Below are 23,076 nucleotides of genomic sequence, written 5' to 3' on the forward strand. Positions count from 1 at the left end.
TCAATCCTCCAGGCTAGGCATCATGCTTGAGTCACGATTGGCTTCTAACTGACTGCTTTCTGCATAAGTGCCTTCGATTAGGTGGCAGATCATATTGCCGGTCGGCGCCTTGTCCGGCTTGTGGGACCAATCTTCCACAGCATTCGACAGCTTACGTCTCAGCTTCACCATCTCTTCAAACTGCTTCTCAGTCTCCTCTAGCTTCTGCTGGATCATCTGCCGCACCAGGCCACAGGCGCTCTCGCCCTGATCCGTGCGCGAGAAGATCACCTTGATCTCATCGACGCTAAACCCCAGGTTTCTGGCACTTAAGATAAACTGCATACGCGACTGATCCTTGTCGCTGTAGTCCTTGTAGCCGTTGACCGAAGACTTAGCCGGGCTCAGCAGGCCGATGCGGGTATAAAAGCGCACGGTATCACCCGTGATATTGAGATTCTTTGCTAGTTGATTGACGCGCATATCCACTCCAACAAGACATTTTTTAAGCTCATGCCTTGACTATAAACCTGTGTGTTAGACACAGGTCAAGGAACTCAGGAAGAAAAAATCGAAAGCGTGGTGAAAAAGCGGCAGGCATAAAAAAAGCAGCCGTTAGAGAGGCTGCTTTTTCTGATATGGGGCTTAGTTTAAGAGCGCAAATTACTCTACCGTCACCGATTTTGCCAGGTTACGCGGCTGATCCACGTCGGTCCCCTTGATCAGGGCGACATGATAAGAGAGCAGCTGTAGCGGGATGGTGTAGATGAGCGGCGCCATGTAGTCATCACAATGTGGCACTGGGATCACCTTCATGGTGTCGTCTGACTCGAACTCGGCGTCCTTGTCGGCAAACACATACATGAGGCCACCACGGGCACGCACCTCTTCGACATTCGACTTGAGCTTCTCAAGCAGTTCGTTGTTTGGCGCCACGACGATCACAGGCATATCGGCATCGATAAGTGCCAGCGGACCGTGCTTAAGCTCACCAGATGCATAAGCTTCGGCGTGGATGTAAGAGATCTCCTTAAGCTTGAGCGCACCTTCCATCGCGATAGGATATTGATCGCCGCGGCCCAGGAACAAGGCATGATGCTTATCGGCAAAGTCTTCGGCCAACTCGGCGATGGCATCATCCAAGCCCAGCGCCTGCTCCACCTTAGCCGGCATAGACTGCAGACTCTGGGTGATCTCGGCCAGCATCTCGGGAGACATGCCGTTGTGACGACCGACAGCGGCGGTCAGCATTAGGAGACCTGCTAGCTGAACGGTAAAGGCCTTGGTTGAGGCCACGCCGATCTCGGCGCCCGCCTTCATCATGTACGCCATGTCCGACTCGCGCACCAGAGAAGAACCTGGCGCGTTACAGATAGTCAGGGTTGCCTTGTAGCCCATCTCTTTGGCCAGACGCAGCGCGGCCAGGGTATCGGCGGTTTCGCCCGACTGAGAGATGGTCACCAACAGGCTATTGGGGAACAGGTGCGATTTACGGTAACGGAATTCGGAGGCGATCTCGACGTTACAGGAAACGCCGGCCCAATCCTCAAGCCAGTAACGTGCCGCCATACCCGCGTGATAGCTGGTACCACAGGCGATGATCTGCACGTGTTTGATATCTTTTAGGAACTCAGCCGCGTTTTCACCGAAGGCAGAATCCAGCACATGGCCACCAGCGATGCGTCCCTCCAGGGTATGAGCGATTGCGCGAGGCTGCTCATAGATCTCCTTGAGCATGTAGTGACGGTACTCGCCCTTGTCGCCCGCATCATGGGTCACTTCAGACTCTTTCACTTCACGCTCAACCGCGTTGCCATCGACATCGAAGATACTCACGGTGCGACGGGTTACCTCGGCCACATCACCCTCTTCGAGGAAGGCGAACGAGCGGGTCACGGGCAGCAGCGCCAGCTGATCCGAGGCGACGAAGTTTTCGCCCAGGCCAAAACCTATCACCAGTGGGCTGCCTGAGCGGGCGACTATCATGCGCTCGCTGTCACGGCGGTCGATCACCACAGTGCCGTAGGCGCCTTCGAGTTGTTTGACCGTGGCCTGCACAGCGCCAAGCAGAGTGTCATGAGACTTAAGCTCATGGTGTACCAGGTGGCAGATCACTTCGGTATCTGTGTCTGAGTTAAAGGTGTAACCCAGGCCCTTCAGCATGTCGCGTAGCTTGTTATGGTTTTCGATGATGCCGTTGTGCACCACGGCAATGTCACCGCTGGACTGGTGAGGGTGGGCATTACGCTCACTCGGCTCGCCATGGGTCGCCCAGCGCGTGTGTGCGATACCCGTGCCACCGACGAGCGGTGCCTGCTCTAAGGCACTAGACAGCTCTTGCACCTTGCCTACACGGCGAGTGCTTGCCAGTTCATTGTTATGAATCACCGCCACACCGGCAGAGTCATAACCACGATATTCGAGGCGGCGTAGCCCCTCGACTAGAATTTCCGCAACATCCCTTTGCGCCACTGCGCCAACGATTCCGCACATAGTTTTTTCCTACTTACTCTTACTAATTTAAAAATTTACTTTGAGTAGGGCGCGAGAATCACCTCTACACCCTGCTCGATAATCTGTTCTACCGTCCGTTCATCGACTCTGTCGTCGGTCACCAGCACGCTTATCTGCTGCCATGGCAGCTCCAGGTTAGGTATGCGCCTGCCTATCTTGTCTGAGTCCACCATGACGATCACCTCGCGGGAGACCTCGGCCATCACCTTGCTCAGGCCGGTCAACTCGTTGAAGGTGGTGGTGCCTCTGGCGAGATCTATCCCATCGGCGCCGATAAACAGCTGATCGAAGTTATAGGAGCGCAGCACCTGTTCGGCCACCTGTCCCTGGAAAGATTCTGAATGGGGATCCCAGGTGCCGCCCGTCATCAGTAGCGTCGGCTCATTTTCCAGCTCGTGTATGGCGTTGGCCAGCTGCAACGAGTTGGTCATCACCACCAGGCCGCGCTTGGTATTGAGTTGCTGTACCAGGCCCGAGGTGGTGCTGCCGCTATCTATGATGATGCGGTTATGATCTTTAATCAGCCTGGCGGCAGCCTCGGCGATAGATAGCTTATTGGGGGCTATCTTGGCGCTGAACTGCTGAGTCACCTCATCTGGGATCGCCACGGCGCCACCGTAACGACGCAGCAGCAGACCGGTTTTTTCCAGCACTGCCAAGTCTTTACGTATTGTGACTTCGGAGGTCTCGAAACGATTAGCCAGCTCGTCGACGCTCACCTCGCCAGTCTCATTCAAGACGGCAATAATGCTATGGCGGCGCTGCTGAGTGTTTCGTTTATTCACAAAGAGTTTCACTTAAGTTTCGTTTCGAAAGATGAATTATAGTGATTCGAAACTTTTTTACCAGTAGTAAAGATTGAAAACCGAGCTAAAAACGCAAAAAGCCGCTATCACAGATAGCGGCTTAATGAGTGAAATGAAATTGAGTTTAGAACTTGGCTTGCAGCGCTAAGCCAAAGTGACGTCCCTCACCCACGGTAACATCCGTATTGGTACCACCGGCCAGATAATAGGTATCGAACAGGTTCTTCACATTGAGGCGTACGCTGACATCGCTCCCCATCACATCCATGGTATAGGCGGCGCCGATATCGAAGCGCACATAGGCATCCTTGGTGATGGTGTTATCCGTATTGGCAAAACGCTCGCCCACATAGATGGCACCAAAGTTAAGCGCTAAGGCCTCTGTCATCTCGTAGCGGGTCCAGATGTTGGCCGACCACTCGGGCGCGTCCACAGGCGTCTTGCCGTTGAGTCTGTCTTCTTCCGGCCGCTGATACTCGGCATCGAGATACATCATAGATCCTGTCATAAACCACTTGTCGCTCAGCTGTCCCTGAGCCCCCATCTCGAAGCCTTTATGACGCTGCTCACCGGATTGAGTGGTGATCGTCTTATCGCCACTGGTCGGGATCACCTCAAGATCTTGGGTCACGGTAACATTGGATACCGTAATATCGAAGACAGCGCCGGTTAGCAGCAGACTGCCATCGAACAGCTCCCACTTAGTGCCGACCTCATACTGCTCGCCATACTCTGGGTCCAGATTCATCTGATCGTTCACATCATCCGGATCATTCACCATCCCCTGTGGCGTGAAGCTCTTAGAGTAATTGAAGTAAATGCTGCCATTCTCCGCCGGCGAGTAGATCACCCCAAACTTAGGCGATACCGCATAGCTGTTGTTGCCCTTACCGTCCTTCTTCTGCTCATCGTAGCGCACGCCAGCCAATAGCTGCCATTGCTGGTTGATGGTCATCAGATCCTGAATATAGAAGCCATAATGTTTATAGTCGGACTCAGACTTGGTGGTGTCGCGATGATAATCCAAGTCCGGACGAGGCACAGGCTGCCCCGGCATCACCAGCTGGTTCTTATCTCCCGCCTCCTTTAGCTGGCCATAGTAGTAGTCCAGCATATTGGCGCCGATCAACAGCTTGTGCTCGAAGTCACCGGTGCTAAAGTCGCCGGTAAAGTCGATGAAGCCCGTCTTGTGTTGCCAATCATCATAACGATCGAACGGGCTAATGGTGTAGCCATCCGCGAAGGGATCTTCCGAGCCCTTTACCAGGCTAGGTGAGGAATCTAAACGCTGACGATTAAACTGCTGATCGTTATAACCCGCCTTGACCTGCCAATCGTCGCTGAGATGATAGGTTAGCTCGGCACCCAGGTTTGAGATGGTGTTGTCGGTAAAGGCCCAGGGCTGATCCCAGATGATGTCACGGCCACCGATCAGCTCACCTCGACTGTTGAGCCAGCCACCACGGTCTATGCCCGTCTTATCCTGAGTATGGTCATACTTAAGCGACAGCATGAGATCGTCGGTGATATCGAACTCAAGGTTCAGATAGCCCAACCAGCGATCCCGCTCCTGATTGCTGCCGTCCTGATATTCACGCCAATATTGAGTGTCTTGCTTAACCAGCACAGTGCGGTAGCGTATAGTCTGGGCCTCATTCAGGCTGCCACCGGCATCCAGCTGAAAACGGGTCGAGCCATGCTCGTCGGTGTCGAAGCCCAGCTCAAACAGGGTGTCATAGCTAGGCTTCTTGGTGACCATGTTGATCAGGCCGCCTGGGCCAGACTGGCCATAGAGCATGCTAGAGGGGCCTTTTAACACCTCGACCTGTTGCAGGGTCTCGATAGGCTGCACATAGTGAGACCACTGCTGCTGACCATTGATCAGATAACCCGAGCCCGATGACAGCTCGAAACCGCGGATGTTAAATACCTGCCGATTCCACTTCTCGCTGCCGCTGGTGACACTCGAGTCGTTCACCAGTACCTCTGACAGGTTGGTCGCCAACTGCTCGTCGGTCACAAAGTCGGGGATCACCGCCACAGATTGCGGCGTATCCATAAGATCAATATCGCCGCGCATGGCGCCGGAGGCAACGCCCACCTTATAGTCGTTAAAGGTTCGCCCCGTCACGGTAATACGTTCGATATTTGCCTCAACCAGGCTGCTTTCGGCATCATCGGCCACTGCAGGCGTCGCCGCCAGGGCGGCCAACACGGCGAAACCGACAGGAGAATAGTTAAACGAACCTAGCTTAAATGACATGCAAACCTCACCACTAAACAACAAGTAAACGAAAGTTGCGACAAATATAAATGAGAATTGTTTTTATTTAAGCTTATTTACATCCCTTTACACTGTAGGCCGATCCAGTTCACTAAATTAGCCTTATCAGCCAGAGAATTGGCAGTTCTTCAATGAAAATAGGCATAAAAAAAGCGACCATAGAGGTCGCTTCTTCTTACTTTTGTGAGCTTATTTCTTTTGCTTCACAGGACGTGTCCAGCCAGTCAGATGACGCTGTTTCACTCGAGTGATCACCAGCTCATCGGCCGCCACATCACGGGTAATGGTTGAGCCCGCACCTAATGTGGCCCCCTTACCTATGGTCACAGGCGCCACCAGCTGAGTATCGCTGCCCACAAACACGTCGTCTTCGATCACCGTCAGGTGCTTGTTGGCACCGTCATAGTTACAGGTAATGGTACCGGCACCGATATTCACCCCAGCGCCCACCTGAGCATCGCCAATATAGGCTAGGTGACCCGCCTTAGAGCCTTCACCCAGTACCGCCTTCTTCATCTCGACGAAGTTGCCAATATGGGCGTCGCGCTTGAGCTCGGCACCTGGGCGCAGACGGGCAAAGGGACCGGCACTGGCGGCTTCACCCACAATCGCATTTTCGATAATAGAATAAGGTTTAATCTCGGCGTTATCGCCAATCTCACAGTCGATGAGGATGGCGCCGGCGCCGATAGTCACATTATTACCTATGGTAACCTTACCCTGGAAGACCACATTCACATCGATCATCACATCCATACCAACGGTAACATCGCCGCGCACATCGATGCGGGCAGGGTCACGTAGGTTTGCGCCTTCTAGCATCAACTTCTCGGCGGCACGTGCCTGATAGGCGCGCTCCAACTGAGCTAGCTGCACACGATTGTTCGCGCCTTCCACCTCAATGGCAGATGCTGGCTGCGCCGTGGTGATGCTCACGCCGTCACGATGGGCCATAGCGACGATATCGGTAAGATAATATTCGCCTTGGGCATTGTCCGACGACAGCTGACCCAACCAGGCCTTAAGCTGCTTGCCTGGCGCGGCCATGATGCCTGTGTTGATCTCATTGATCTTAAGTTGTTCCTCGTTGGCATCCTTCTGCTCGATGATTCCCACCACCTTACCGGCCTCACGTACGATGCGACCATAACCGGTTGGATCAGGCAGGTTCACGGTAAGAATGGCTAGGCCATTAGCATCACGTACCGCCAACAGGGCTTCCAGTGTCGAGGCCTGGATCAGAGGCACATCGCCGTAGAGGATCAGAACAGTATCATCGTCGCCAATATTGTCGTTGGCTTGAGCCACGGCATGACCGGTACCCAACTGCTCGGCTTGCAATACCCAGTTCAGCGTCTGCTCACCCAACCTGGCCTTAAGTTTATCGGCGCCATAACCATAGACCAGCTGAATAGCCTCACTCCCCAGTTGATGTGCGGTATCTATCACATGCTGCACCATGCTCTTATGGGCGATGGGATGGAGAACCTTGGGAAGGTCTGAGCGCATGCGAGTCCCTTTGCCTGCGGCCAAAATAACGACGTTCAGTGCCATGAAGATATCCTTGAATGATTACTGCTGATACAGAAAAAAATGCAAATTAAGTGGGCCGATTTTAATAGATTGCGCCAGCAAAAGCGACACGCGGTGCACCTTTAAAGCCGTTAGAAATTGATCACCTTGTCCGACTGCAGCAACCAGAGGGCGAGATCATCCATGGTGGCCTTCACACATCCCTCGATAGCACTCAGCTCATTAAGCCCGCGAGCCTGCACGCAGGAGGTGCAATACTTCACCTCGGCGCCCTGGGCCAAGATAATCTCCAGCATCTGCTGTAGGTTATAGCCCTCACCCGGTTGCTGCCTGGGTAACACGCCCGTCACGGCGTCGGACAAGAGAAACAGCTTAACCTTAGGTGTAGAAGTCTGTTCGTTGAGCTGTATCGCCAGACGCAGGGCGTTAAAGAGTTTCTCAGACCCGTAAGGCGCATCGTTGACGACGATTAAGACTTGTTGCATGGAATATCCCTCATTGAAAACAAGGGCATCAGCCTATCATTGCCCTGAGATCTAAACGCCAGGCTCGATCACGTAAAGGGAGTAGAAAGATAATCGGGGATGGGAAACAGATACAAAAAAGGCGGTCACCCAAGGGCACCGCCTTTTATCATCAAACAATAACCTTATCTGGCAATGTTCTTCTTGATGGTCTCTACAACGCGCAATTGAGCGATAGCCTGAGCTAATTCAATCGCTGCAGCGGCATAGTTAAAGTCTGCGCCAGCGTTAGCCATATGGGCTTCTGCACGACGCTTGGCTTCTACGGCTGCCTGCTCATCAATCTCTTCGGCACGCAATACTACGTCAGCCAATACTGATACTGAGAAAGGTTGTACTTCCAGGATACCACCCGAAAGATAAAAGACTTCCTCTTTACCATCTTGTTTGACGATGCGCGCCATGCCAGGTTTGATATGCGTAAGCAGAGGGGCGTGACCAGGCATAACGCCTAAATCACCCTCAGCACCTGAGACTTGTAGGTGTGCTACCAGACCCGAAAAGATGCTGCTTTCTGCGCTTACAATATCAAGTTGTACTGTCATGGCTGCCATCCGTTCTCCTTAAAATATCAAGCTAACGCCTGATTATTTTTTGTTAGCTCGCTCGATAACTTCGTCGATTGAACCTGCCATGTAGAACGCTTGCTCTGGAATGTGGTCGAACTCACCTTCCAATAGGCCTTTAAAGCCACGGATAGTGTCTTTAAGGGCAACGTACTTACCTGGAGAACCGGTGAATACTTCTGCTACGAAGAATGGCTGAGACAGATATTTTTCAATCTTACGCGCACGGGCAACGGTAGTCTTATCTTCATCAGATAGTTCGTCCATACCCAGAATCGCGATGATGTCTTTCAGCTCTTTATAGCGCTGTAGTACGTTCTGTACACCACTTGCTACGTCATAGTGCTCTTGGCCAACAACCTGTGGATCTAGCTGACGTGAAGTCGAATCCAGTGGGTCAACCGCTGGGTAGATACCCAGAGAAGCAATGTTACGTGACAATACAACGGTCGCATCCAAGTGAGCGAAGGTTGTTGCTGGTGACGGATCCGTCAAGTCATCCGCAGGTACGTATACCGCTTGAACAGAGGTAATAGACCCTGTCTTAGTAGAGGTAATACGCTCCTGAAGAACACCCATCTCTTCAGCCAGTGTTGGCTGGTAACCTACCGCTGAAGGCATACGGCCTAGCAGTGCAGATACTTCGGTACCCGCTAGGGTGTAACGATAAATGTTATCGACGAACAATAGTACGTCTTTACCTTCGTCACGGAACTTCTCAGCCATAGTCAGACCGGTCAGTGCCACACGTAGACGGTTTCCTGGAGGCTCGTTCATCTGACCATAAACCATGGCCACTTTGTCGAGTACGCCAGATTCTTCCATCTCGTAGTAGAAGTCGTTACCCTCACGAGTACGCTCACCTACACCGGCGAATACTGACAAACCAGAGTGTGCTTTAGCGATGTTGTTGATCAGTTCCATCATGTTAACTGTCTTACCAACACCCGCACCACCAAACAGACCTACTTTACCACCCTTAGCAAACGGACATACAAGGTCGATTACCTTGATACCAGTTTCTAAAAGCTCAGTAGTGTTTGATTGATCTTCATATGAAGGAGCTTCACGGTGAATCACATAACGCTCATCTTCACCGATAGGACCCGCTTCATCAACTGGCTGACCTAGTACGTTCATGATACGGCCAAGAGTTGCACTCCCAACCGGAACAGTAATAGGTGAACCTGTGTTTACTACCTCGATACCACGACGCAGACCATCTGAAGAACCCATAGCGATGGTACGAACTACACCACCACCAAGCTGCTGCTGAACTTCCAGCACCAAGCCTTCACTTTTGATCTCTAGAGCGTCATAGACCTGAGGTACGGCATCATGTGGAAACTCAACGTCCACAACCGCGCCAATTACTTGGACAACAGTACCTGTGCTCATGATTAATCCTCTAAAACTTGTATTCGTTACCCAGCCTAAACCGCAGCGGCACCAGAAACAATTTCCGACAGTTCTTGCGTAATCGCAGCCTGACGGGCCTTGTTGTAGACCAACTGCAAGTCATCGATAAGTTCACCAGCGTTGTCTGTCGCAGCCTTCATAGCAACCATACGGGCTGCCTGCTCTGATGCGATGTTTTCAACAACACCTTGATACACTTGAGACTCCACATAACGAACCAATAAGGTCTCCAAAAGTTCTTTTGGATCAGGCTCGTACAGGTAATCCCAGTGATGAGAAATCTCATCTTCTTCTGACTTAGGCAAAGGTAGCAGCTGTTCGATCACAGGCGTCTGGCTCATGGTATTCACAAACTTGTTGAATACTACGTACAGACGGTCTAGCGTGCCTTCGTTGTATGCTTTTAGCATTACGCGTACTGTTCCGATCAGGTCAGCGAGCTTAGGAGCATCGCCTAATCCTGACGCGTGAGCAGACACTTTTCCGCCAAAGCTGTTGAAGAATTGTACGCTGCGTGCGCCGATTGGGCAGAATTCAACTTCCGCTCCGGCTTCACGCTGCTTCTTCACGTCCGCGACAACCTTCTTAAATAGGTTGACGTTAAGACCACCACAAAGACCACGGTCGGTTGACACAACAATGTAACCAACTCGCTTAGCTTCTCTCACTTCCAAATATGGATGCTTATATTCGAGAGAACCCTGCGCCACGTGACCGATCACCTTACGCATATTTTCCGCGTATGGACGGCTCGCTGCCATGCGATCCTGCGCCTTGCGCATTTTGCTGGCTGCAACCATCTCCATTGCGGATGTGATCTTCTGAGTGTTCTGAACACTCGCGATCTTGGTTTTAATCTCTTTAGCGCCGGCCATCTTTACTCTCCAATCTGGACCTGAGGTGCCTTAAGACACCTCCGTGTCTTTACCAGGTTTGGGTTTCTACGAACTTGTCGAGGCCAGCCTTCAAACCACCTTCGATGTCGGCATTGTAGTCGCCAGTCTCGTTGATAGTCTTCATTAGGTCAGCATGCTCGCTGTTCATGTAAGAGAGCAAAGAAGCTTCGAAATCACCGATCTTGTTCAGCTCAACGCCTTTTAGGTAACCTTTTTCAGCTGCGAAAATAGACACAGACTGGTCGGCTACGCTCATTGGCGCGTATTGCTTCTGCTTCATGAGTTCGGTAACACGCTCACCATGCTCAAGCTGAGCACGAGTTGCATCGTCAAGGTCAGATGCAAACTGAGAGAACGCTGCAAGCTCTCGATACTGTGCAAGTGCAGTACGGATACCGCCAGACAGTTTCTTGATGATCTTAGTCTGAGCCGCACCACCAACACGAGAAACCGAAATACCTGGGTTAACCGCAGGACGTAGGCCTGAGTTAAATAGGTCAGTTTCAAGGAAGATCTGACCATCGGTAATCGAAATTACGTTGGTCGGTACGAATGCAGATACGTCACCCGCTTGAGTTTCAATAATAGGCAGTGCAGTCAAAGAACCGGTTTGGCCCTTAACTTCGCCATTAGTGAACTTCTCAACGTACTCAGCGTTAACGCGTGAAGCACGTTCAAGTAGACGAGAGTGAAGATAGAAAACATCACCTGGGTATGCTTCACGTCCTGGTGGACGCTTCAGTAGCAATGAGATCTGACGGTAAGCAACAGCTTGCTTAGAAAGATCATCATATACGATCAGTGCATCTTCACCACGGTCACGGAAGTATTCACCCATTGAACAACCTGAGTACGGAGCCAGGTATTGTAGCGCTGCAGCTTCAGAAGCTGTTGCCACAACAACCACTGTATTAGCCAGTGCGCCGTGTTCTTCAAGTTTGCGTACCACGTTAGCAATGGTAGAAGCCTTCTGGCCTACTGCTACGTATACACACTTAATGCCTGAATCTTTTTGGTTGATGATGGCATCGATCGCCAGTGCTGTCTTACCAGTCTGACGGTCACCGATGACCAGCTCACGCTGACCACGACCGATTGGGATCATAGAGTCAACGGCTTTATAACCAGTTTGTACTGGCTGATCAACCGACTTACGTTCAATAACGCCTGGTGCGATCACTTCAACAGGAGAGAAACCATCGTTATCGATAGGTCCTTTACCGTCGATTGGTTGGCCCAGAGTGTTAACTACGCGGCCAAGTAGACCACGGCCAACAGGCACTTCCAAGATACGACCAGTTGTCTTAACTTTTTGGCCTTCTGCCAGATCGGCATAAGGACCCATAACTACGGCACCGACAGAATCACGTTCTAAGTTCAACGCGATCGCATAACGGTTACCAGGCAGTTCGATCATCTCACCTTGCATTACATCGGCAAGGCCGTGAACGCGAATAATGCCGTCGCTCACTGCAACGATAGTACCTTCGTTGCGAGCTTCACTAACGACTTCGAACTGCTCGATCCGCTGTTTAATCAGATCGCTGATTTCAGTGGAATTCAGTTGCATGCTCAAACTCCCAATTACGACTGCAGCTTTTCAGACAGGCGGTTTAGTTTACCGCTGACCGAGCCATCTATGACCAGGTCACCTGCCGTGATGATTACACCAGCCACCAGGCTGGCATCTACGCTGCAATTCAGCTTAACTTTGCGTGTGAGACGTTTTTCTAGAGAAGCACTAATTTGTTGCTGTTGCTCTGCGCTAAGCTCAGTGGCAGAAACAACAGATGCTTCAACCTCTTTCGCCCACTCGTTGCTGAACTCATGAAAGAGTTCATATACAGCAGGAAGTACTTCCAAACGACCGTTTTCAGCCATTACCTTTATCAGATTTTGACCTTGCTCATTGATCTGCTCACCACACACCTTAATGAAAAGGTCGGCAAGCTGGCTGCTCGAAAGCGCACCAGACAGCAGCGGCTTCATCGTCTCGTTTTCACTGACTTGAGCGGCAAAGCTAAGCATTTCAGCCCAGCTTTCTACTGCATTTTTCTCAATAGCAAAGTCAAATGCTGCCTTTGCGTAAGGACGAGCGATGGTGCTTAATTCAGCCATAACTCACTCCCTAATCAAATTTCAGCAACAAGTTTGTTAACTATGTCACTGTGGGCGGCTTCATCAATCGAACGCTCAAGGATCTTCTCTGCACCGGCGATAGCCAGAGCAGCAACTTGCTTACGCAGGTCTTCTTTCACGCGATTACGTTCAGCTTCAATTTCTGCTTTACCCTGAGCGATGATTTTCGCACGCTCAGCGTCTGCTTCGGCTTTGGCCTCATCGACAATCTGAGCTTTACGCTTGTTAGCTTGCTCAATGATTTCGTTAGCAGTTGCCTTAGCTTCTTTTAGTTGGTCGGTGGCTTTCGCCTGGGCCAACTCTAGGTCTTTTACAGCACGATCAGCATCAGCTAGACCGTCGGCGATCCTTTTTTGGCGCTCTTCGATGGCATTCATCAAAGGGGGCCAAACAAACTTCATGCAGAACCACACGAAGATAATAAAGGCAACCGTCTGACCGATTAGGGTAGCGTTGATATTCACAACAGCCTCCTATTTAGATTAAAGACAGAAGCGTTGATTACAGCATTGCACCCAGTGGGTTAGTAAACAGCATAAATAGTGCAATACCTACACCGATCATGGTTACCGCATCCAATAGACCAGCAACAATGAACATCTTAACTTGTAGCATAGGAGCCATTTCTGGTTGACGCGCAGCGCCTTCCAAGAACTTGCCACCTAGTAGGCCGAAACCGATAGCGGTACCTAGAGCACCCATACCAATCAGTAGAGCAACAGCGATAGCTGTCATGCCTAATACAGTTTCCATCTCTATCTCCAATATTCTAAATCTTTAGTTAGTTTGTGATTTAGCTTAAAAAAAATTTCTTCAGCAACCCTTAATGATCTTCATGTGCCATGCTGAGATACACGATCGTCAGCATCATGAAGATAAACGCCTGCAGAGTGATAACCAAAATATGGAAGATTAACCAACCTAGTTGTAGAGTCACACCTAGGGCAGATAACGCCAAGTTAGCACCATACATCAACGCAATAAGGATGAAGATCAACTCACCTGCGTACAAGTTACCGAACAGACGCAATGCCAATGAAATAGGCTTAGCGATCAGGGTAACCGACTCTAGTAGGAGGTTGACGGGTATCATTGCCTTATGGTTAAAAGGCTGTAATGTCAGTTCTTTAACAAAGCCTGAAACGCCCTTGACCTTGATGCTGTAGTAGATAATCAGCACAAACACACCGATAGCTAAGCTGAAGGTGATGTTTAGGTCGGTCGTTGGTACCACTTTCATGTATGGGATACCGGCAGCAGCTGCCAGCTCAGGAATCCAGTCAACTGGAATCATATCCATGAAGTTCATCATGAATACCCACACAAAAATCGTTAGTGCCAACGGAGCAATAACAGGATTGCGGCCATGGAAGGTTTCCTTCACGCTGCCATCGACGAATTCAACGATCATCTCGATAAAGCATTGAAGCTTACCGGGAACACCTGTCGTTGCCTTCTTGCCAACGCTACGGAATAGCCACAAGAATAGAACACCAAGCCCAACCGAAAAGAACAACGAATCAATGTGCCATGTCCAGAAGCCTTCACCAACGTGTAAGTTGGTAAGGTGGTGCTGGATATAGCCCTGCGGTGTTAACGCTTCACCAGTTGCAGCCATGATTCATCCCACTTAACTTTGCTTGAAGTATAAAGGAGCTGTCCAATGCACTATTAGCGCCGAGATATAACAAACAAAAAGCGGCATAAAGACCACTTTAAGATTGATAAATACCAGCGAGAACATTGCTATGGTTAACAGCAACTTTACCGCTTCCCCCCAGTAAAAGGTTTTCATTACCTTTCCTGCTGAACTTGCTCCCGTATGGGAAAAAGCGAGGGTCGCGAATACAAAATTAGGGAGTACAGCAATGGCACCACCTGCTAACGCAGACAGTCCGTACTGAGCTCCCCACACGGCGAAAAAGACAATCGAAACACCCCCAGCCACCGCCGCCTGCATCAACACCAATTTATAGGCAGACCACCGGCCACGACGTGCTAAAACCTTGCTCAATTCATCTTCTCCGCATTCTTACTTTTTGTTTCTATGACCGGACGACAAATTATCAGGCCATCTTAGAGGTACAAAAAGCTTGCGAAAGTATACCTTTTCGCACATTCAAAGCAAGTTTAAGGTAAGTAAAAATGGGGACTTTTAACGTGATCTACGCCAAAAGTCTAAAAGTGAAAGATTAACAGATGTCACAAAGTTACATAATATTACGTTAACTTGGGCTAATTAACGGATTTTCTCAATAATACCATCCAATTCAGCCAAATTTTGATAGTTAATTACCATTTTGCCCTTGCCTTTTTTGTTATGGCTAATGGAAACTTTTGCCCCTAATTTTTCAATTAATTGGCTCTCTAGACGGGCGACATCCTGATCTTTTGCGGGTTTATCGACAATTTCAGGTGGATTTAAGGTTTTATTCACTAATCGTTCAGTTTCACGAACAGTTAGTTCTTTGGCAATCACGGTTCTGGCCAGGTTAGTTTGCTCATCACCAGGCAGTGCGAGCAAGGCACGGGCATGCCCCATATCAATATCGCCATATTCCAGCATACGCTTAACCGGCTCTTCTAAGCCATTCAAACGTAATAGGTTTGATACAGTCGTGCGCGACTTACCCACGGCATCAGCCGTCTGTTGATGGGTCAGATCGAACTCTTTGATCAGACGCTCCAGCGCGATAGCCTCTTCCATCGCGTTGAGATCTTCACGCTGAATGTTCTCAATTAGGGCAATAACACCGGCGGCCTCATCCGGCACCTGTTTGACGATACAGGGTACCTTGTCGAGTTTAGCCAATTGAGATGCGCGCCAGCGACGCTCACCGGCGATGATCTCATAGCCCTTATCCGACACCTTACGCACCACGATAGGCTGAATGATCCCCTGGGTCTTGATCGACTCAGCGAGCTCCTCCAGCGCCTCTGGCGACATATCCTTGCGGGGCTGATACTTGCCTGGCTGCAGCAGATCCAGGGCAATCATCTTGAGCTCTTCGTTGTTATTCGGCTCGGCCTCTTGCATAGGGGCCTGTCTTGCCGCCGCATGGCTAGTGCTTAACAGTGCGTCTAATCCTTTGCCTAGACCACGTTTTTTGGGTGTCATCTGTTTTTCCTTAAGCTTGCTCTAACTGAGAATGCTGCTCAGCTCGTCGAATGATCTCGCCAGCCAACGCCAGGTAAGCCTTGGCGCCGGCGCTGGACTTATCGTAATACATGGCGGGGGCACCGAAACTTGGCGCCTCGGCGAGTCTCACATTACGCGGGATCACAGTGCGATAAACCTTATCGCCAAAATGCTGTTTTAATTGATCCGACACATCGTTAGCGAGTCGGTTGCGGGGATCGTACATGGTGCGCAGGATCCCTTCGATGGAAAGCCCAGGGTTCACCATGGCCGCCAGTTTACTGATGGTGTCCATCAGGGCGGTCAAACCTTCCAGGGCATAATATTCACACTGCATCGGCACCAAGACAGAATCGGCGGCCGACATGGCGTTAACCGTCAGCATGTTCAGCGAAGGCGGGCAATCGATGAAGATAAAATCATAGTAATCTTTGACTGGGGCCAGGGCGTTACGCAGGCGAATCTCCCGGGCGAAGAACTCCATCAGCTTGATCTCGGCCGCCGTCACGTCACCATTGCCGGCGATCAGATCGTATTTACCTGCGGTGTCGCGATAAACCACCTCTTCGACCGACTTTTCTTCGACCAAGAGTTCATAGGCGGTGTTTTCGACGCTGTACTTGTCGACACCGCTCCCCATAGTCGCATTACCTTGAGGATCGAGATCGATAAGCAACACTTTTCGCTTGGTGGCCGCCAGAGAGGCCGCTAAGTTCACACAAGTTGTTGTTTTTCCGACGCCACCTTTCTGGTTGGCCACGGCTATCACTTTACCCACAATATCATCCTGTCTATCACGTTGGTCGATTCGATAGTAAAACGCCCTATCAAATTGCTTGAACTGGTTAAATAATGCAACTCTTAACCCAGGGGACTAAGCCGCTTTGACCACCCGTAGCAGGTGGCGCTGTTCGTCGAGACGAGGCACCTTGAGCTCGAAGACGTCGGTCAGCTCGAATCCTTCAGGCATGTTCGCCATCTCTTCATCGCTCAACTGTCCCTTCAAGGCATAAAAACAGCCAGTGGGCTTTGGCAGATGGTGGCACCATTGCAACATGTCCTGAATCGACGCGAAGGCACGGCTGAGCACGCCATCAAACTTCTCTTCGGGCTGATAGGCTTCGACCCGGCTCTCGACCGAACTAATATTACCTATCGCTAGCTCAAATTGAACCTGTTTTTGAAAACGAATCCGTTTGCCCAGGCTATCGAGCAGCACAAACTTTTTATCTGGATTCATTATGGCCAGGGGGATCCCCGGTAGGCCAGGTCCCGTGCCCACGTCGATGAAACGCTCACCTACCAGGTGAGGGCTAGCCGCCAGGCTGTCCATGATATGACGGATCAGCATCTGCTCGGGATCCCGTACGGATGTCAAGTTATAGGCCTTATTCCACTTGGCAAGCATGGCAACAAAATCAAGCAGTTGCTGTTTCTGCTTCGGAGTAGCCGTCATTTGCATGTCGGCAAGATAGCTGTCTAATTGGGCTGCTAACACAGGAGTATCCTCGATAAACAATGGGATATTATGAAGCCGAGTCGCAGGGATGGGAAGTGCTTGACCTCCCATCCCGGTCATCAAAATAGATTTTTTGCTGGTTTAGGCGCTCTTTCTGAGCAAGCCACGCTTCTTCAGGTGAACGAGTAGAATAGAGATTGCCGCGGGCGTGATCCCCGAGATACGCGAGGCCTGGCCTACGGTATCCGGCTTGTGATCGTTAAGCTTGGCGATCACCTCGTTGGAGAGGCCTGGCACCTCTTGATAGTCGAGATCCTGTGGCAGGCCGGTTTTTTCATGGCGAATCGCCTTGTCGATCTCATCTTGTTGACGCTGGATATAACCTGAGTATTTCACCTGGATCTGCACCTGCTCGGCGGCGCGTTGATCTTCGATAGCCGGGCCAAATCCCTCAACATTCATCAGCTTAGGGTAATCTAGCTCGGGTCTGCGCAGCAGCTCCTCGAAGGTGGCTTCACGGGTGATAGGCGTGTTGAGATGCGGGTTAAGCGCATCAACCAGCGGCGAGTTAGGGTGGATCCACTGACTACGCAGACGCTGTAACTCGAGCTCGATCGCCTCACGCTTGGCATTGAACTTAGCCCAGCGTTCATCATCCACCAGACCCAAGTCGCGGCCTTTCTCGGTGAGACGCAGATCGGCATTGTCTTCACGCAGCAACAGACGGTATTCGGCGCGGCTGGTGAACATGCGGTAGGGTTCTTTGGTTCCCAGGGTAGACAGATCGTCGACCAAGACGCCGAGATAAGCCTCGTCACGACGCGGACACCAGGCTTCTTTACCCTGTACCTGCAATGAGGCGTTCATGCCCGCCAACAGGCCTTGGGCACCGGCCTCTTCGTAGCCTGTGGTACCGTTGATTTGCCCCGCGAAGAACAAACCGGAAATTGCCTTGGTTTCTAAAGAGTTTTTCAAATCTCTCGGATCGAAATAGTCGTATTCGATGGCATAACCCGGACGGATGATCTCGGCGTTTTCCATGCCTTGAATCGAACGCACCAGGTTCAGCTGCACATCGAAAGGCAGGCTGGTGGAGATCCCGTTAGGGTAGATCTCGTTGGTGTTCAAGCCTTCGGGCTCGATAAAGATCTGATGCGAGCTCTTGTCGGCAAAACGATTGATCTTATCTTCGATTGAAGGGCAGTAACGCGGACCTATGCCTTCGATTACCCCTGAATACATGGGGCTTCTGTCTAACCCGCCACGAATGATGTCGTGGGTGCGCTCATTGGTGTGGGTAATAAAACAGGAGATCTGCTTAGGATGATCTTTAACGTCACCGATAAAAGACATCACAGGTAAAGGATCGTCACCTTTCTGCTCAGTCATGAGATCGAAGTTAATGGTGTTGGCATCGATACGTGGTGGCGTACCGGTTTTCAGACGGCCAACACGAATCGGTAATTCACGTAAACGATCGGCAAGGGAGATCGATGGCGGATCGCCGGCACGGCCACCGCTGTAATTTTCCAGACCAATATGGATCTTGCCGCTTAAGAAGGTTCCCGCCGTCAGTACGATTGCAGGAGCCTCGAAGGCCAGTCCCATCTGGGTAACGACCCCTATAACACGATCATTCTCGACGATGAGATCGTCTACCGCTTGTTGGAACAGACGTAAATTAGGTTGGTTTTGCAGGATCTGTTGGATCTTGGCGCGATAGAGGGCGCGATCCGCCTGTGCACGAGTGGCACGTACCGCTGGGCCTTTACTGGAATTTAAGGTGCGAAATTGAATACCTGCATGATCGGTTGCAACGGCCATGGCGCCACCCAGGGCATCGATCTCCTTAACAAGGTGACCCTTACCAATACCACCAATTGCCGGGTTACAGGACATCTGGCCTAAGGTATCGATATTATGGGTTAACAATAATGTCTTGGAACCCATCCTAGCAGATGCTAATGCTGCTTCGGTTCCTGCATGACCACCGCCAACAACAATTACATCAAACCGTTCATGAAAATGCATCAGATTACCTTAAAACCTATATCGAAAATAAAAATGATATTGCCCATAGATCGGACAGAGTTACTCGATGAGTAGCCGAGTATTTTAGCATTTGGAAAGCCATAGGTGAAAGATCAATTTAGGCCTTTCGATCGCCAAAGGATCTGGCTTATAGATCTTAAGATCTTTATATAGATCTTTTGTTATGTTTACTATTAGGATCGCGATCTTCTGTGGGTAAGTCTATTTACCATTTAAAATCAATAGATAACGAGAGTTCGATCCTGTGATCTGATCGCGATCTAAATGAATTAAGCTTGTGGGTAGATCCCTTACTTATCCACAATGCAGATCTTAGCTGTCGAGGTGGGTTGAATAATGCAGAGTTAGATCAGATCAAAATAATACCTTATCCACATATTTATCATTTCGGATCGTAATTTGTGGATAAGGTAGATCTAATCTGTGGGTGAGATCAGTGTAAAGAGGGAGGAGGGGATCTAAAGCTTATCTTGCCAGCCGCTCAACCACGCCTGGGCGGGCTCTTCGGGGATGGGATCGTATTGCACATCAATCTGGATCTTATCCACATAGACTTGTGCACCGCAATTTTCCATCGCCTCGATCAGTTTTTCCGGCCCCTGACAAAAGGTGTCGTAACTCGAGTCGCCTATGGCGCATAAGGCGTATTTCGTCCTGCTCAGATCCGGCTTTTTAACGTCGATCTCATCGAAAAATGGCTGCAGATTATCGGGCAGATCGCCTGCGCCATGTGTCGATGAGACGATCAACCACAGGCTCTTGGGATCCAGATCGCTTAGTTCGGCCTTCAGATGAACCTGGGTTTCGTGGCCCTGCTCCTCCAGTTGGGCGGCTAACTCATCGGCGACATACTCGGCGCTTCCCAAGGTGGTGCCGACAATTAGTTCAATTTTTGCCATTATATTTCCTAAATTCAAATAGTTAATCTAGCTAGACAAGCAATGCTGTCAGCAGGCTGATTGCTGCCATCATAAGCCAATTCTTAGCGTTGGTCTTCTCTGCTTGCCTCATTTCGCGAGCAGAAGGGGATTAGGCTTCTAAAACCCCAGGTATAGGCTTACTGGCGTAGAGCAGATAGTTGACCGCCGAATTGCTGGTGATCTTCCAGCGGCGGGTGAAGGGATTAAAGGCCATGCCCTCGACCCCTTTGGTCGACAATCCGTGGGGAGTGAGCATCTCGTCCAGTTCTTGGGGGGGAACGAAGTGGTGCCAGTCGTGGGTGCCTATGGGGAGGTAGCGCATGATGTACTCGGCGCCTATTATGCCGATGAGATAGGATCTCAGGGTGCGATTGAGGGTCGCCATCACCAGGAGACCGCCTGGTTTTAACAGGTCACAACAGGTGGCCACCAGCGCCGCCTGATCCTCGACATGTTCGATCACCTCGGTATTTAAGATCACATCATATTGAGGCTGATCCCTCGGAAGATCGCCGGCTAAGCAATGGCGATAATCTATGGGGAGCGACCAGCTGTTAGCGTGGCGGCGTGCCAGAGTAATGTTATGTTCGCTGGCGTCTATGCCCGTTACCCGGGCACCCTGGCTGGCCAAGGGTTCGCACAGCAGGCCGACGCCGCAGCCTATGTCCAATAACGATAGCCCATCGAAGGGGATATCCTGGGTGAGATCGCGACCAAAATGGCTGGCGATCTGATCTTCTATGGCCGTGAGCCGGGTCTGATTGAAGCCGAGCACATGCTTAAACTTGCCGTGGGGATCGCGCCACTCTTTTGCCAGCGCATCGAACTTGGCGATCTCTGTTTGGCTATCTATCTGGGTCTTGAAGCGGCTCAGCCGGCTTTTGTCTAACATGCTTTAGTTTCTTAATTTAGTGTCTTAACTTAGTTTCTTAATTTAGTTTTTAATCTGTGGCGATACTGGCGGCTACATCCTAAGGGGCTAGCCGCGATTTATCTCTGTATTATAGATGATGCCCCTGGCGACTTTGGTGAGCTACAAGCTGGATCACGTTAGTTTGGCCGGGGGCAGGCTAAGCTTGTCTCACTTTATACGTCTGCTTAAGGAAGTGAAGTTCAATGGTGCAGAAAATTATTTTAGATACGGATCCAGGCATAGACGATGCGATGGCCATACTGTTTGCCGAGGCGCATCCTGATATCTCGCTCGAGGCGATCACCTGTGTTTATGGCAATGCTACGATAGATAATGCTACGGCCAACGCGCTCTTTTTAAAGCAGAAATATGCGCTAAAGGCGGATGTGGTTAAGGGCGCCGACAGGCCTCTGGTGAGACCGCCGGTGGGTCCGACGACCATAGTCCATGGCGAGACAGGCTTTGGCGATTTTCATGCGCCCAGCGTCAAAGATCTTCAGGCGGATCCCAGACCCGCCTATCAATATATTATCGATAGCGTGCGGGCTCAGCCCGGCGAGATCACCCTGGTGGCAGTCGGGCCGCTGACCAATTTAGCCCTCGCTTTACAGGCGGCGCCGGATATCGTCGATCTGGTGAAAGAGGTGGTGGTGATGGGCGGCGCCTTCGGCGTCAATGGTCACAGAGGCAATGTAACCCCCTATGCCGAGGCCAATATTCATGACGATCCCCATGCGGCAGATCTGGTCTTTACCGCGCGTTGGCCTGTGACCATCATAGGCTTAGATGTAACGCAGCAGAGCTTCTTTACCCGTGAGTATCTCGATGAACTGCGTGAGGCGGCCGGGGAGCCGGGGGAGTTTATCTGGACCATTAGCCGCTTCTATCTCAAGTTTTACTCTCAAAAGCTGGGGCTGGAAGGCTGTCATGTGCACGACCCATCGGCCATTGCCTATGTGATCGATAAGAGCCTGTTTACCCTGAGAGACGGCCCTGTTCGAGTGGTCACCGATGGGCCGGCCGAAGGCCATACGATACAGAAGTTTGATGGTCGTCAGTATCCCCACGACGAGTGGCACGATAAGCCGTCTCAGCGTATAGGGGTTGCGGTGGAGGACAAGCGATTGCTGGCCCTCTATCGGCAGACCTTAGTGGACTATGGCAAGCGTTGATTAGGCTAATGCCGGCGTGAAGCGTCTTAGCCCACGCTCTGTAGCTGGGAGGCCAGCAGCCAGATGGCCAACACGAAGAAGATCAGTCCCATGAACTTGTTCTGATTACTTCTGAACTTCTCGTTGTCGAGTAGATTCTTGCCCAGACTGCCAACCAGGGCCACCAGCAAGAGATTGAAGCCGAGGCCCATGATGTTGAGCACTAGCCCAAGGGCCAGCATCTGCTCGGCCGAGCTGGCAGTCAGTTGGCTGGAGACAAATTGGGGTAAGAAGAGCACGAAGAAGATCAGCGCCTTAGGGTTTAACAGGTTACTGATCACCGCGCGGCGATAGAGCTGCCTGGCTAATTTTTTCTGCCCGGCGATCTCCGGCGCCTGACTCGGTGTGGCGCGCATACAGTCCCAGCCCATCTTCAGCAGGTAGAGACCACCGGCGATCCTTAATACTTCAAGTGCAATTGGATTGAGGGCGATCAGCGCCGATACCCCCATCGCCGCCAGCAGGGTCAAGATCAAACCCGAGGTGGCATTACCGAAGCTGGCATAGACGCCTACCTTCTTGCCATAGCTAAGACTCGAACTGGCGATGAGTAACATATCGGGCCCGGGGATCAGGAGTAGGGCGATTACCGTGGTTAAATAGAGGGGAAGCAGCGCCAGATCTATCATGGTGTATCTACAAAAATGCCGTCTTGGGTCAAACAAGGCGCGGATTGTACAGGGTTGAAACGAATTTAACAGTGATCTCCTAGTGAAAGCGGC

23 protein-coding genes are annotated in these 23,076 nt (G+C 51.0%); 1 reads left to right on the forward strand and 22 read right to left on the reverse strand.

From position 1 onward, the window contains the following. The 21 genes from K0H80_RS19560 to ubiG all read right to left on the reverse strand — a co-directional run bounded on the left by K0H80_RS19560 (nucleotide 1) and on the right by ubiG (nucleotide 21,122). Nucleotides 1-462 carry a MerR family transcriptional regulator gene (locus K0H80_RS19560; protein ID WP_220072685.1) on the reverse strand — a complete coding sequence of 154 codons (462 nt, stop codon included), beginning with the start codon at nucleotides 460-462 and terminating at the stop codon, nucleotides 1-3. Nucleotides 463-642: 180 nt separating this feature from the next. Then, nucleotides 643-2,472, reverse strand: coding sequence for a glutamine--fructose-6-phosphate transaminase (isomerizing) (gene glmS, locus K0H80_RS19565; protein WP_144202228.1), 1,830 nt, complete (start codon nucleotides 2,470-2,472; stop codon nucleotides 643-645). Between the two features lie 35 nt (nucleotides 2,473-2,507). Next, on the reverse strand, nucleotides 2,508-3,278 hold the full coding sequence (locus K0H80_RS19570; protein ID WP_220043778.1) for a DeoR/GlpR family DNA-binding transcription regulator: 771 nt from the start codon (nucleotides 3,276-3,278) through the stop codon (nucleotides 2,508-2,510). 145 nt (nucleotides 3,279-3,423) lie between these two features. Next, on the reverse strand, nucleotides 3,424-5,562 hold the full coding sequence (locus K0H80_RS19575) for a TonB-dependent receptor (protein ID WP_220072686.1): 2,139 nt from the start codon (nucleotides 5,560-5,562) through the stop codon (nucleotides 3,424-3,426). 210 nt (nucleotides 5,563-5,772) lie between these two features. Then, nucleotides 5,773-7,137 (reverse strand): bifunctional UDP-N-acetylglucosamine diphosphorylase/glucosamine-1-phosphate N-acetyltransferase GlmU, encoded by a 1,365-nt coding sequence (glmU, locus tag K0H80_RS19580; protein WP_220072687.1) that lies wholly within the window; start codon nucleotides 7,135-7,137, stop codon nucleotides 5,773-5,775. A gap of 110 nt (nucleotides 7,138-7,247) precedes the next feature. After that, nucleotides 7,248-7,601 (reverse strand): DsrE/DsrF/TusD sulfur relay family protein, encoded by a 354-nt coding sequence (locus tag K0H80_RS19585; RefSeq protein WP_220072688.1) that lies wholly within the window; start codon nucleotides 7,599-7,601, stop codon nucleotides 7,248-7,250. A 164-nt stretch (nucleotides 7,602-7,765) separates the two neighbouring features. Further along, the gene (locus K0H80_RS19590; RefSeq protein ID WP_011867635.1) at nucleotides 7,766-8,194 is read right to left on the reverse strand and encodes a F0F1 ATP synthase subunit epsilon; all 429 of its coding nucleotides are present in this window, start codon (nucleotides 8,192-8,194) and stop codon (nucleotides 7,766-7,768) included. A gap of 33 nt (nucleotides 8,195-8,227) precedes the next feature. After that, the gene (gene atpD / locus K0H80_RS19595; protein ID WP_011867636.1) at nucleotides 8,228-9,604 is read right to left on the reverse strand and encodes a F0F1 ATP synthase subunit beta; all 1,377 of its coding nucleotides are present in this window, start codon (nucleotides 9,602-9,604) and stop codon (nucleotides 8,228-8,230) included. A gap of 35 nt (nucleotides 9,605-9,639) precedes the next feature. Next, a complete protein-coding gene (gene atpG, locus K0H80_RS19600) occupies nucleotides 9,640-10,500 on the reverse strand; it encodes a F0F1 ATP synthase subunit gamma (RefSeq protein WP_011867637.1) in 861 nt (286 codons plus the stop codon). 49 nt (nucleotides 10,501-10,549) lie between these two features. Next, nucleotides 10,550-12,091 carry a F0F1 ATP synthase subunit alpha gene (gene atpA / locus K0H80_RS19605; protein WP_011867638.1) on the reverse strand — a complete coding sequence of 514 codons (1,542 nt, stop codon included), beginning with the start codon at nucleotides 12,089-12,091 and terminating at the stop codon, nucleotides 10,550-10,552. A 14-nt stretch (nucleotides 12,092-12,105) separates the two neighbouring features. Next, on the reverse strand, nucleotides 12,106-12,639 hold the full coding sequence (atpH, locus tag K0H80_RS19610; RefSeq protein WP_011867639.1) for a F0F1 ATP synthase subunit delta: 534 nt from the start codon (nucleotides 12,637-12,639) through the stop codon (nucleotides 12,106-12,108). A 14-nt stretch (nucleotides 12,640-12,653) separates the two neighbouring features. Continuing rightward, a complete protein-coding gene (gene atpF / locus K0H80_RS19615) occupies nucleotides 12,654-13,124 on the reverse strand; it encodes a F0F1 ATP synthase subunit B (protein WP_041509599.1) in 471 nt (156 codons plus the stop codon). Between the two features lie 37 nt (nucleotides 13,125-13,161). Then, nucleotides 13,162-13,413: a F0F1 ATP synthase subunit C gene (atpE, locus tag K0H80_RS19620; protein WP_011639455.1), complete on the reverse strand. Its 252-nt coding sequence runs from the start codon at nucleotides 13,411-13,413 to the stop codon at nucleotides 13,162-13,164. A 70-nt stretch (nucleotides 13,414-13,483) separates the two neighbouring features. After that, nucleotides 13,484-14,278 (reverse strand): F0F1 ATP synthase subunit A, encoded by a 795-nt coding sequence (gene atpB, locus K0H80_RS19625; protein ID WP_144202236.1) that lies wholly within the window; start codon nucleotides 14,276-14,278, stop codon nucleotides 13,484-13,486. 12 nt (nucleotides 14,279-14,290) lie between these two features. Next, nucleotides 14,291-14,674 (reverse strand): ATP synthase subunit I, encoded by a 384-nt coding sequence (locus K0H80_RS19630; protein WP_011867642.1) that lies wholly within the window; start codon nucleotides 14,672-14,674, stop codon nucleotides 14,291-14,293. 225 nt (nucleotides 14,675-14,899) lie between these two features. Further along, the gene (locus K0H80_RS19635) at nucleotides 14,900-15,778 is read right to left on the reverse strand and encodes a ParB/RepB/Spo0J family partition protein (protein WP_220043782.1); all 879 of its coding nucleotides are present in this window, start codon (nucleotides 15,776-15,778) and stop codon (nucleotides 14,900-14,902) included. Between the two features lie 10 nt (nucleotides 15,779-15,788). Further along, the gene (locus K0H80_RS19640; RefSeq protein WP_011867644.1) at nucleotides 15,789-16,577 is read right to left on the reverse strand and encodes a ParA family protein; all 789 of its coding nucleotides are present in this window, start codon (nucleotides 16,575-16,577) and stop codon (nucleotides 15,789-15,791) included. Between the two features lie 96 nt (nucleotides 16,578-16,673). Continuing rightward, nucleotides 16,674-17,297 (reverse strand): 16S rRNA (guanine(527)-N(7))-methyltransferase RsmG, encoded by a 624-nt coding sequence (rsmG, locus tag K0H80_RS19645; protein WP_220072689.1) that lies wholly within the window; start codon nucleotides 17,295-17,297, stop codon nucleotides 16,674-16,676. A gap of 102 nt (nucleotides 17,298-17,399) precedes the next feature. After that, nucleotides 17,400-19,289 carry a tRNA uridine-5-carboxymethylaminomethyl(34) synthesis enzyme MnmG gene (gene mnmG, locus K0H80_RS19650; protein ID WP_220072690.1) on the reverse strand — a complete coding sequence of 630 codons (1,890 nt, stop codon included), beginning with the start codon at nucleotides 19,287-19,289 and terminating at the stop codon, nucleotides 17,400-17,402. Between the two features lie 479 nt (nucleotides 19,290-19,768). Further along, on the reverse strand, nucleotides 19,769-20,209 hold the full coding sequence (mioC, locus tag K0H80_RS19655) for an FMN-binding protein MioC (RefSeq protein ID WP_220072691.1): 441 nt from the start codon (nucleotides 20,207-20,209) through the stop codon (nucleotides 19,769-19,771). A 130-nt stretch (nucleotides 20,210-20,339) separates the two neighbouring features. Next, the gene (gene ubiG, locus K0H80_RS19660; protein WP_220072692.1) at nucleotides 20,340-21,122 is read right to left on the reverse strand and encodes a bifunctional 2-polyprenyl-6-hydroxyphenol methylase/3-demethylubiquinol 3-O-methyltransferase UbiG; all 783 of its coding nucleotides are present in this window, start codon (nucleotides 21,120-21,122) and stop codon (nucleotides 20,340-20,342) included. 224 nt (nucleotides 21,123-21,346) lie between these two features. Between ubiG and K0H80_RS19665 the strand changes: the two genes are divergently transcribed. Next, nucleotides 21,347-22,315, forward strand: coding sequence for a nucleoside hydrolase (locus tag K0H80_RS19665; protein ID WP_220072693.1), 969 nt, complete (start codon nucleotides 21,347-21,349; stop codon nucleotides 22,313-22,315). A gap of 26 nt (nucleotides 22,316-22,341) precedes the next feature. Here the strand turns inward: K0H80_RS19665 and K0H80_RS19670 are convergent, their stop codons facing one another. Then, on the reverse strand, nucleotides 22,342-22,983 hold the full coding sequence (locus tag K0H80_RS19670) for a LysE family translocator (RefSeq protein ID WP_220072694.1): 642 nt from the start codon (nucleotides 22,981-22,983) through the stop codon (nucleotides 22,342-22,344). Nucleotides 22,984-23,076 lie beyond the last annotated feature (93 nt).

Origin of the sequence: Shewanella aegiceratis, assembly GCF_019457495.1 — a bacterium.
GTDB lineage: Bacteria > Pseudomonadota > Gammaproteobacteria > Enterobacterales > Shewanellaceae > Shewanella > Shewanella loihica.

Excerpts from the sequence above, each read along its gene's own strand:
- ubiG (WP_220072692.1), bottom strand. The coding sequence starts at position 21,122 with ATGTTAGACAAAAGCCGGCTGAGCCGCTTCAAGACCCAGATAGATAGC.
- atpD (WP_011867636.1), bottom strand. The coding sequence starts at position 9,604 with ATGAGCACAGGTACTGTTGTCCAAGTAATTGGCGCGGTTGTGGACGTT.
- K0H80_RS19635 (WP_220043782.1), bottom strand. The coding sequence starts at position 15,778 with ATGACACCCAAAAAACGTGGTCTAGGCAAAGGATTAGACGCACTGTTA.
- atpG (WP_011867637.1), bottom strand. The coding sequence starts at position 10,500 with ATGGCCGGCGCTAAAGAGATTAAAACCAAGATCGCGAGTGTTCAGAAC.
- K0H80_RS19670 (WP_220072694.1), bottom strand. The coding sequence starts at position 22,983 with ATGATAGATCTGGCGCTGCTTCCCCTCTATTTAACCACGGTAATCGCC.
- atpH (WP_011867639.1), bottom strand. The coding sequence starts at position 12,639 with ATGGCTGAATTAAGCACCATCGCTCGTCCTTACGCAAAGGCAGCATTT.
- mioC (WP_220072691.1), bottom strand. The coding sequence starts at position 20,209 with ATGGCAAAAATTGAACTAATTGTCGGCACCACCTTGGGAAGCGCCGAG.
- K0H80_RS19575 (WP_220072686.1), bottom strand. The coding sequence starts at position 5,562 with ATGTCATTTAAGCTAGGTTCGTTTAACTATTCTCCTGTCGGTTTCGCC.
- K0H80_RS19560 (WP_220072685.1), bottom strand. The coding sequence starts at position 462 with ATGCGCGTCAATCAACTAGCAAAGAATCTCAATATCACGGGTGATACC.
- K0H80_RS19585 (WP_220072688.1), bottom strand. The coding sequence starts at position 7,601 with ATGCAACAAGTCTTAATCGTCGTCAACGATGCGCCTTACGGGTCTGAG.
- K0H80_RS19665 (WP_220072693.1), top strand. The coding sequence starts at position 21,347 with ATGGTGCAGAAAATTATTTTAGATACGGATCCAGGCATAGACGATGCG.
- atpB (WP_144202236.1), bottom strand. The coding sequence starts at position 14,278 with ATGGCTGCAACTGGTGAAGCGTTAACACCGCAGGGCTATATCCAGCAC.
- atpE (WP_011639455.1), bottom strand. The coding sequence starts at position 13,413 with ATGGAAACTGTATTAGGCATGACAGCTATCGCTGTTGCTCTACTGATT.
- glmU (WP_220072687.1), bottom strand. The coding sequence starts at position 7,137 with ATGGCACTGAACGTCGTTATTTTGGCCGCAGGCAAAGGGACTCGCATG.
- glmS (WP_144202228.1), bottom strand. The coding sequence starts at position 2,472 with ATGTGCGGAATCGTTGGCGCAGTGGCGCAAAGGGATGTTGCGGAAATT.
- K0H80_RS19590 (WP_011867635.1), bottom strand. The coding sequence starts at position 8,194 with ATGGCAGCCATGACAGTACAACTTGATATTGTAAGCGCAGAAAGCAGC.
- atpA (WP_011867638.1), bottom strand. The coding sequence starts at position 12,091 with ATGCAACTGAATTCCACTGAAATCAGCGATCTGATTAAACAGCGGATC.
- mnmG (WP_220072690.1), bottom strand. The coding sequence starts at position 19,289 with ATGCATTTTCATGAACGGTTTGATGTAATTGTTGTTGGCGGTGGTCAT.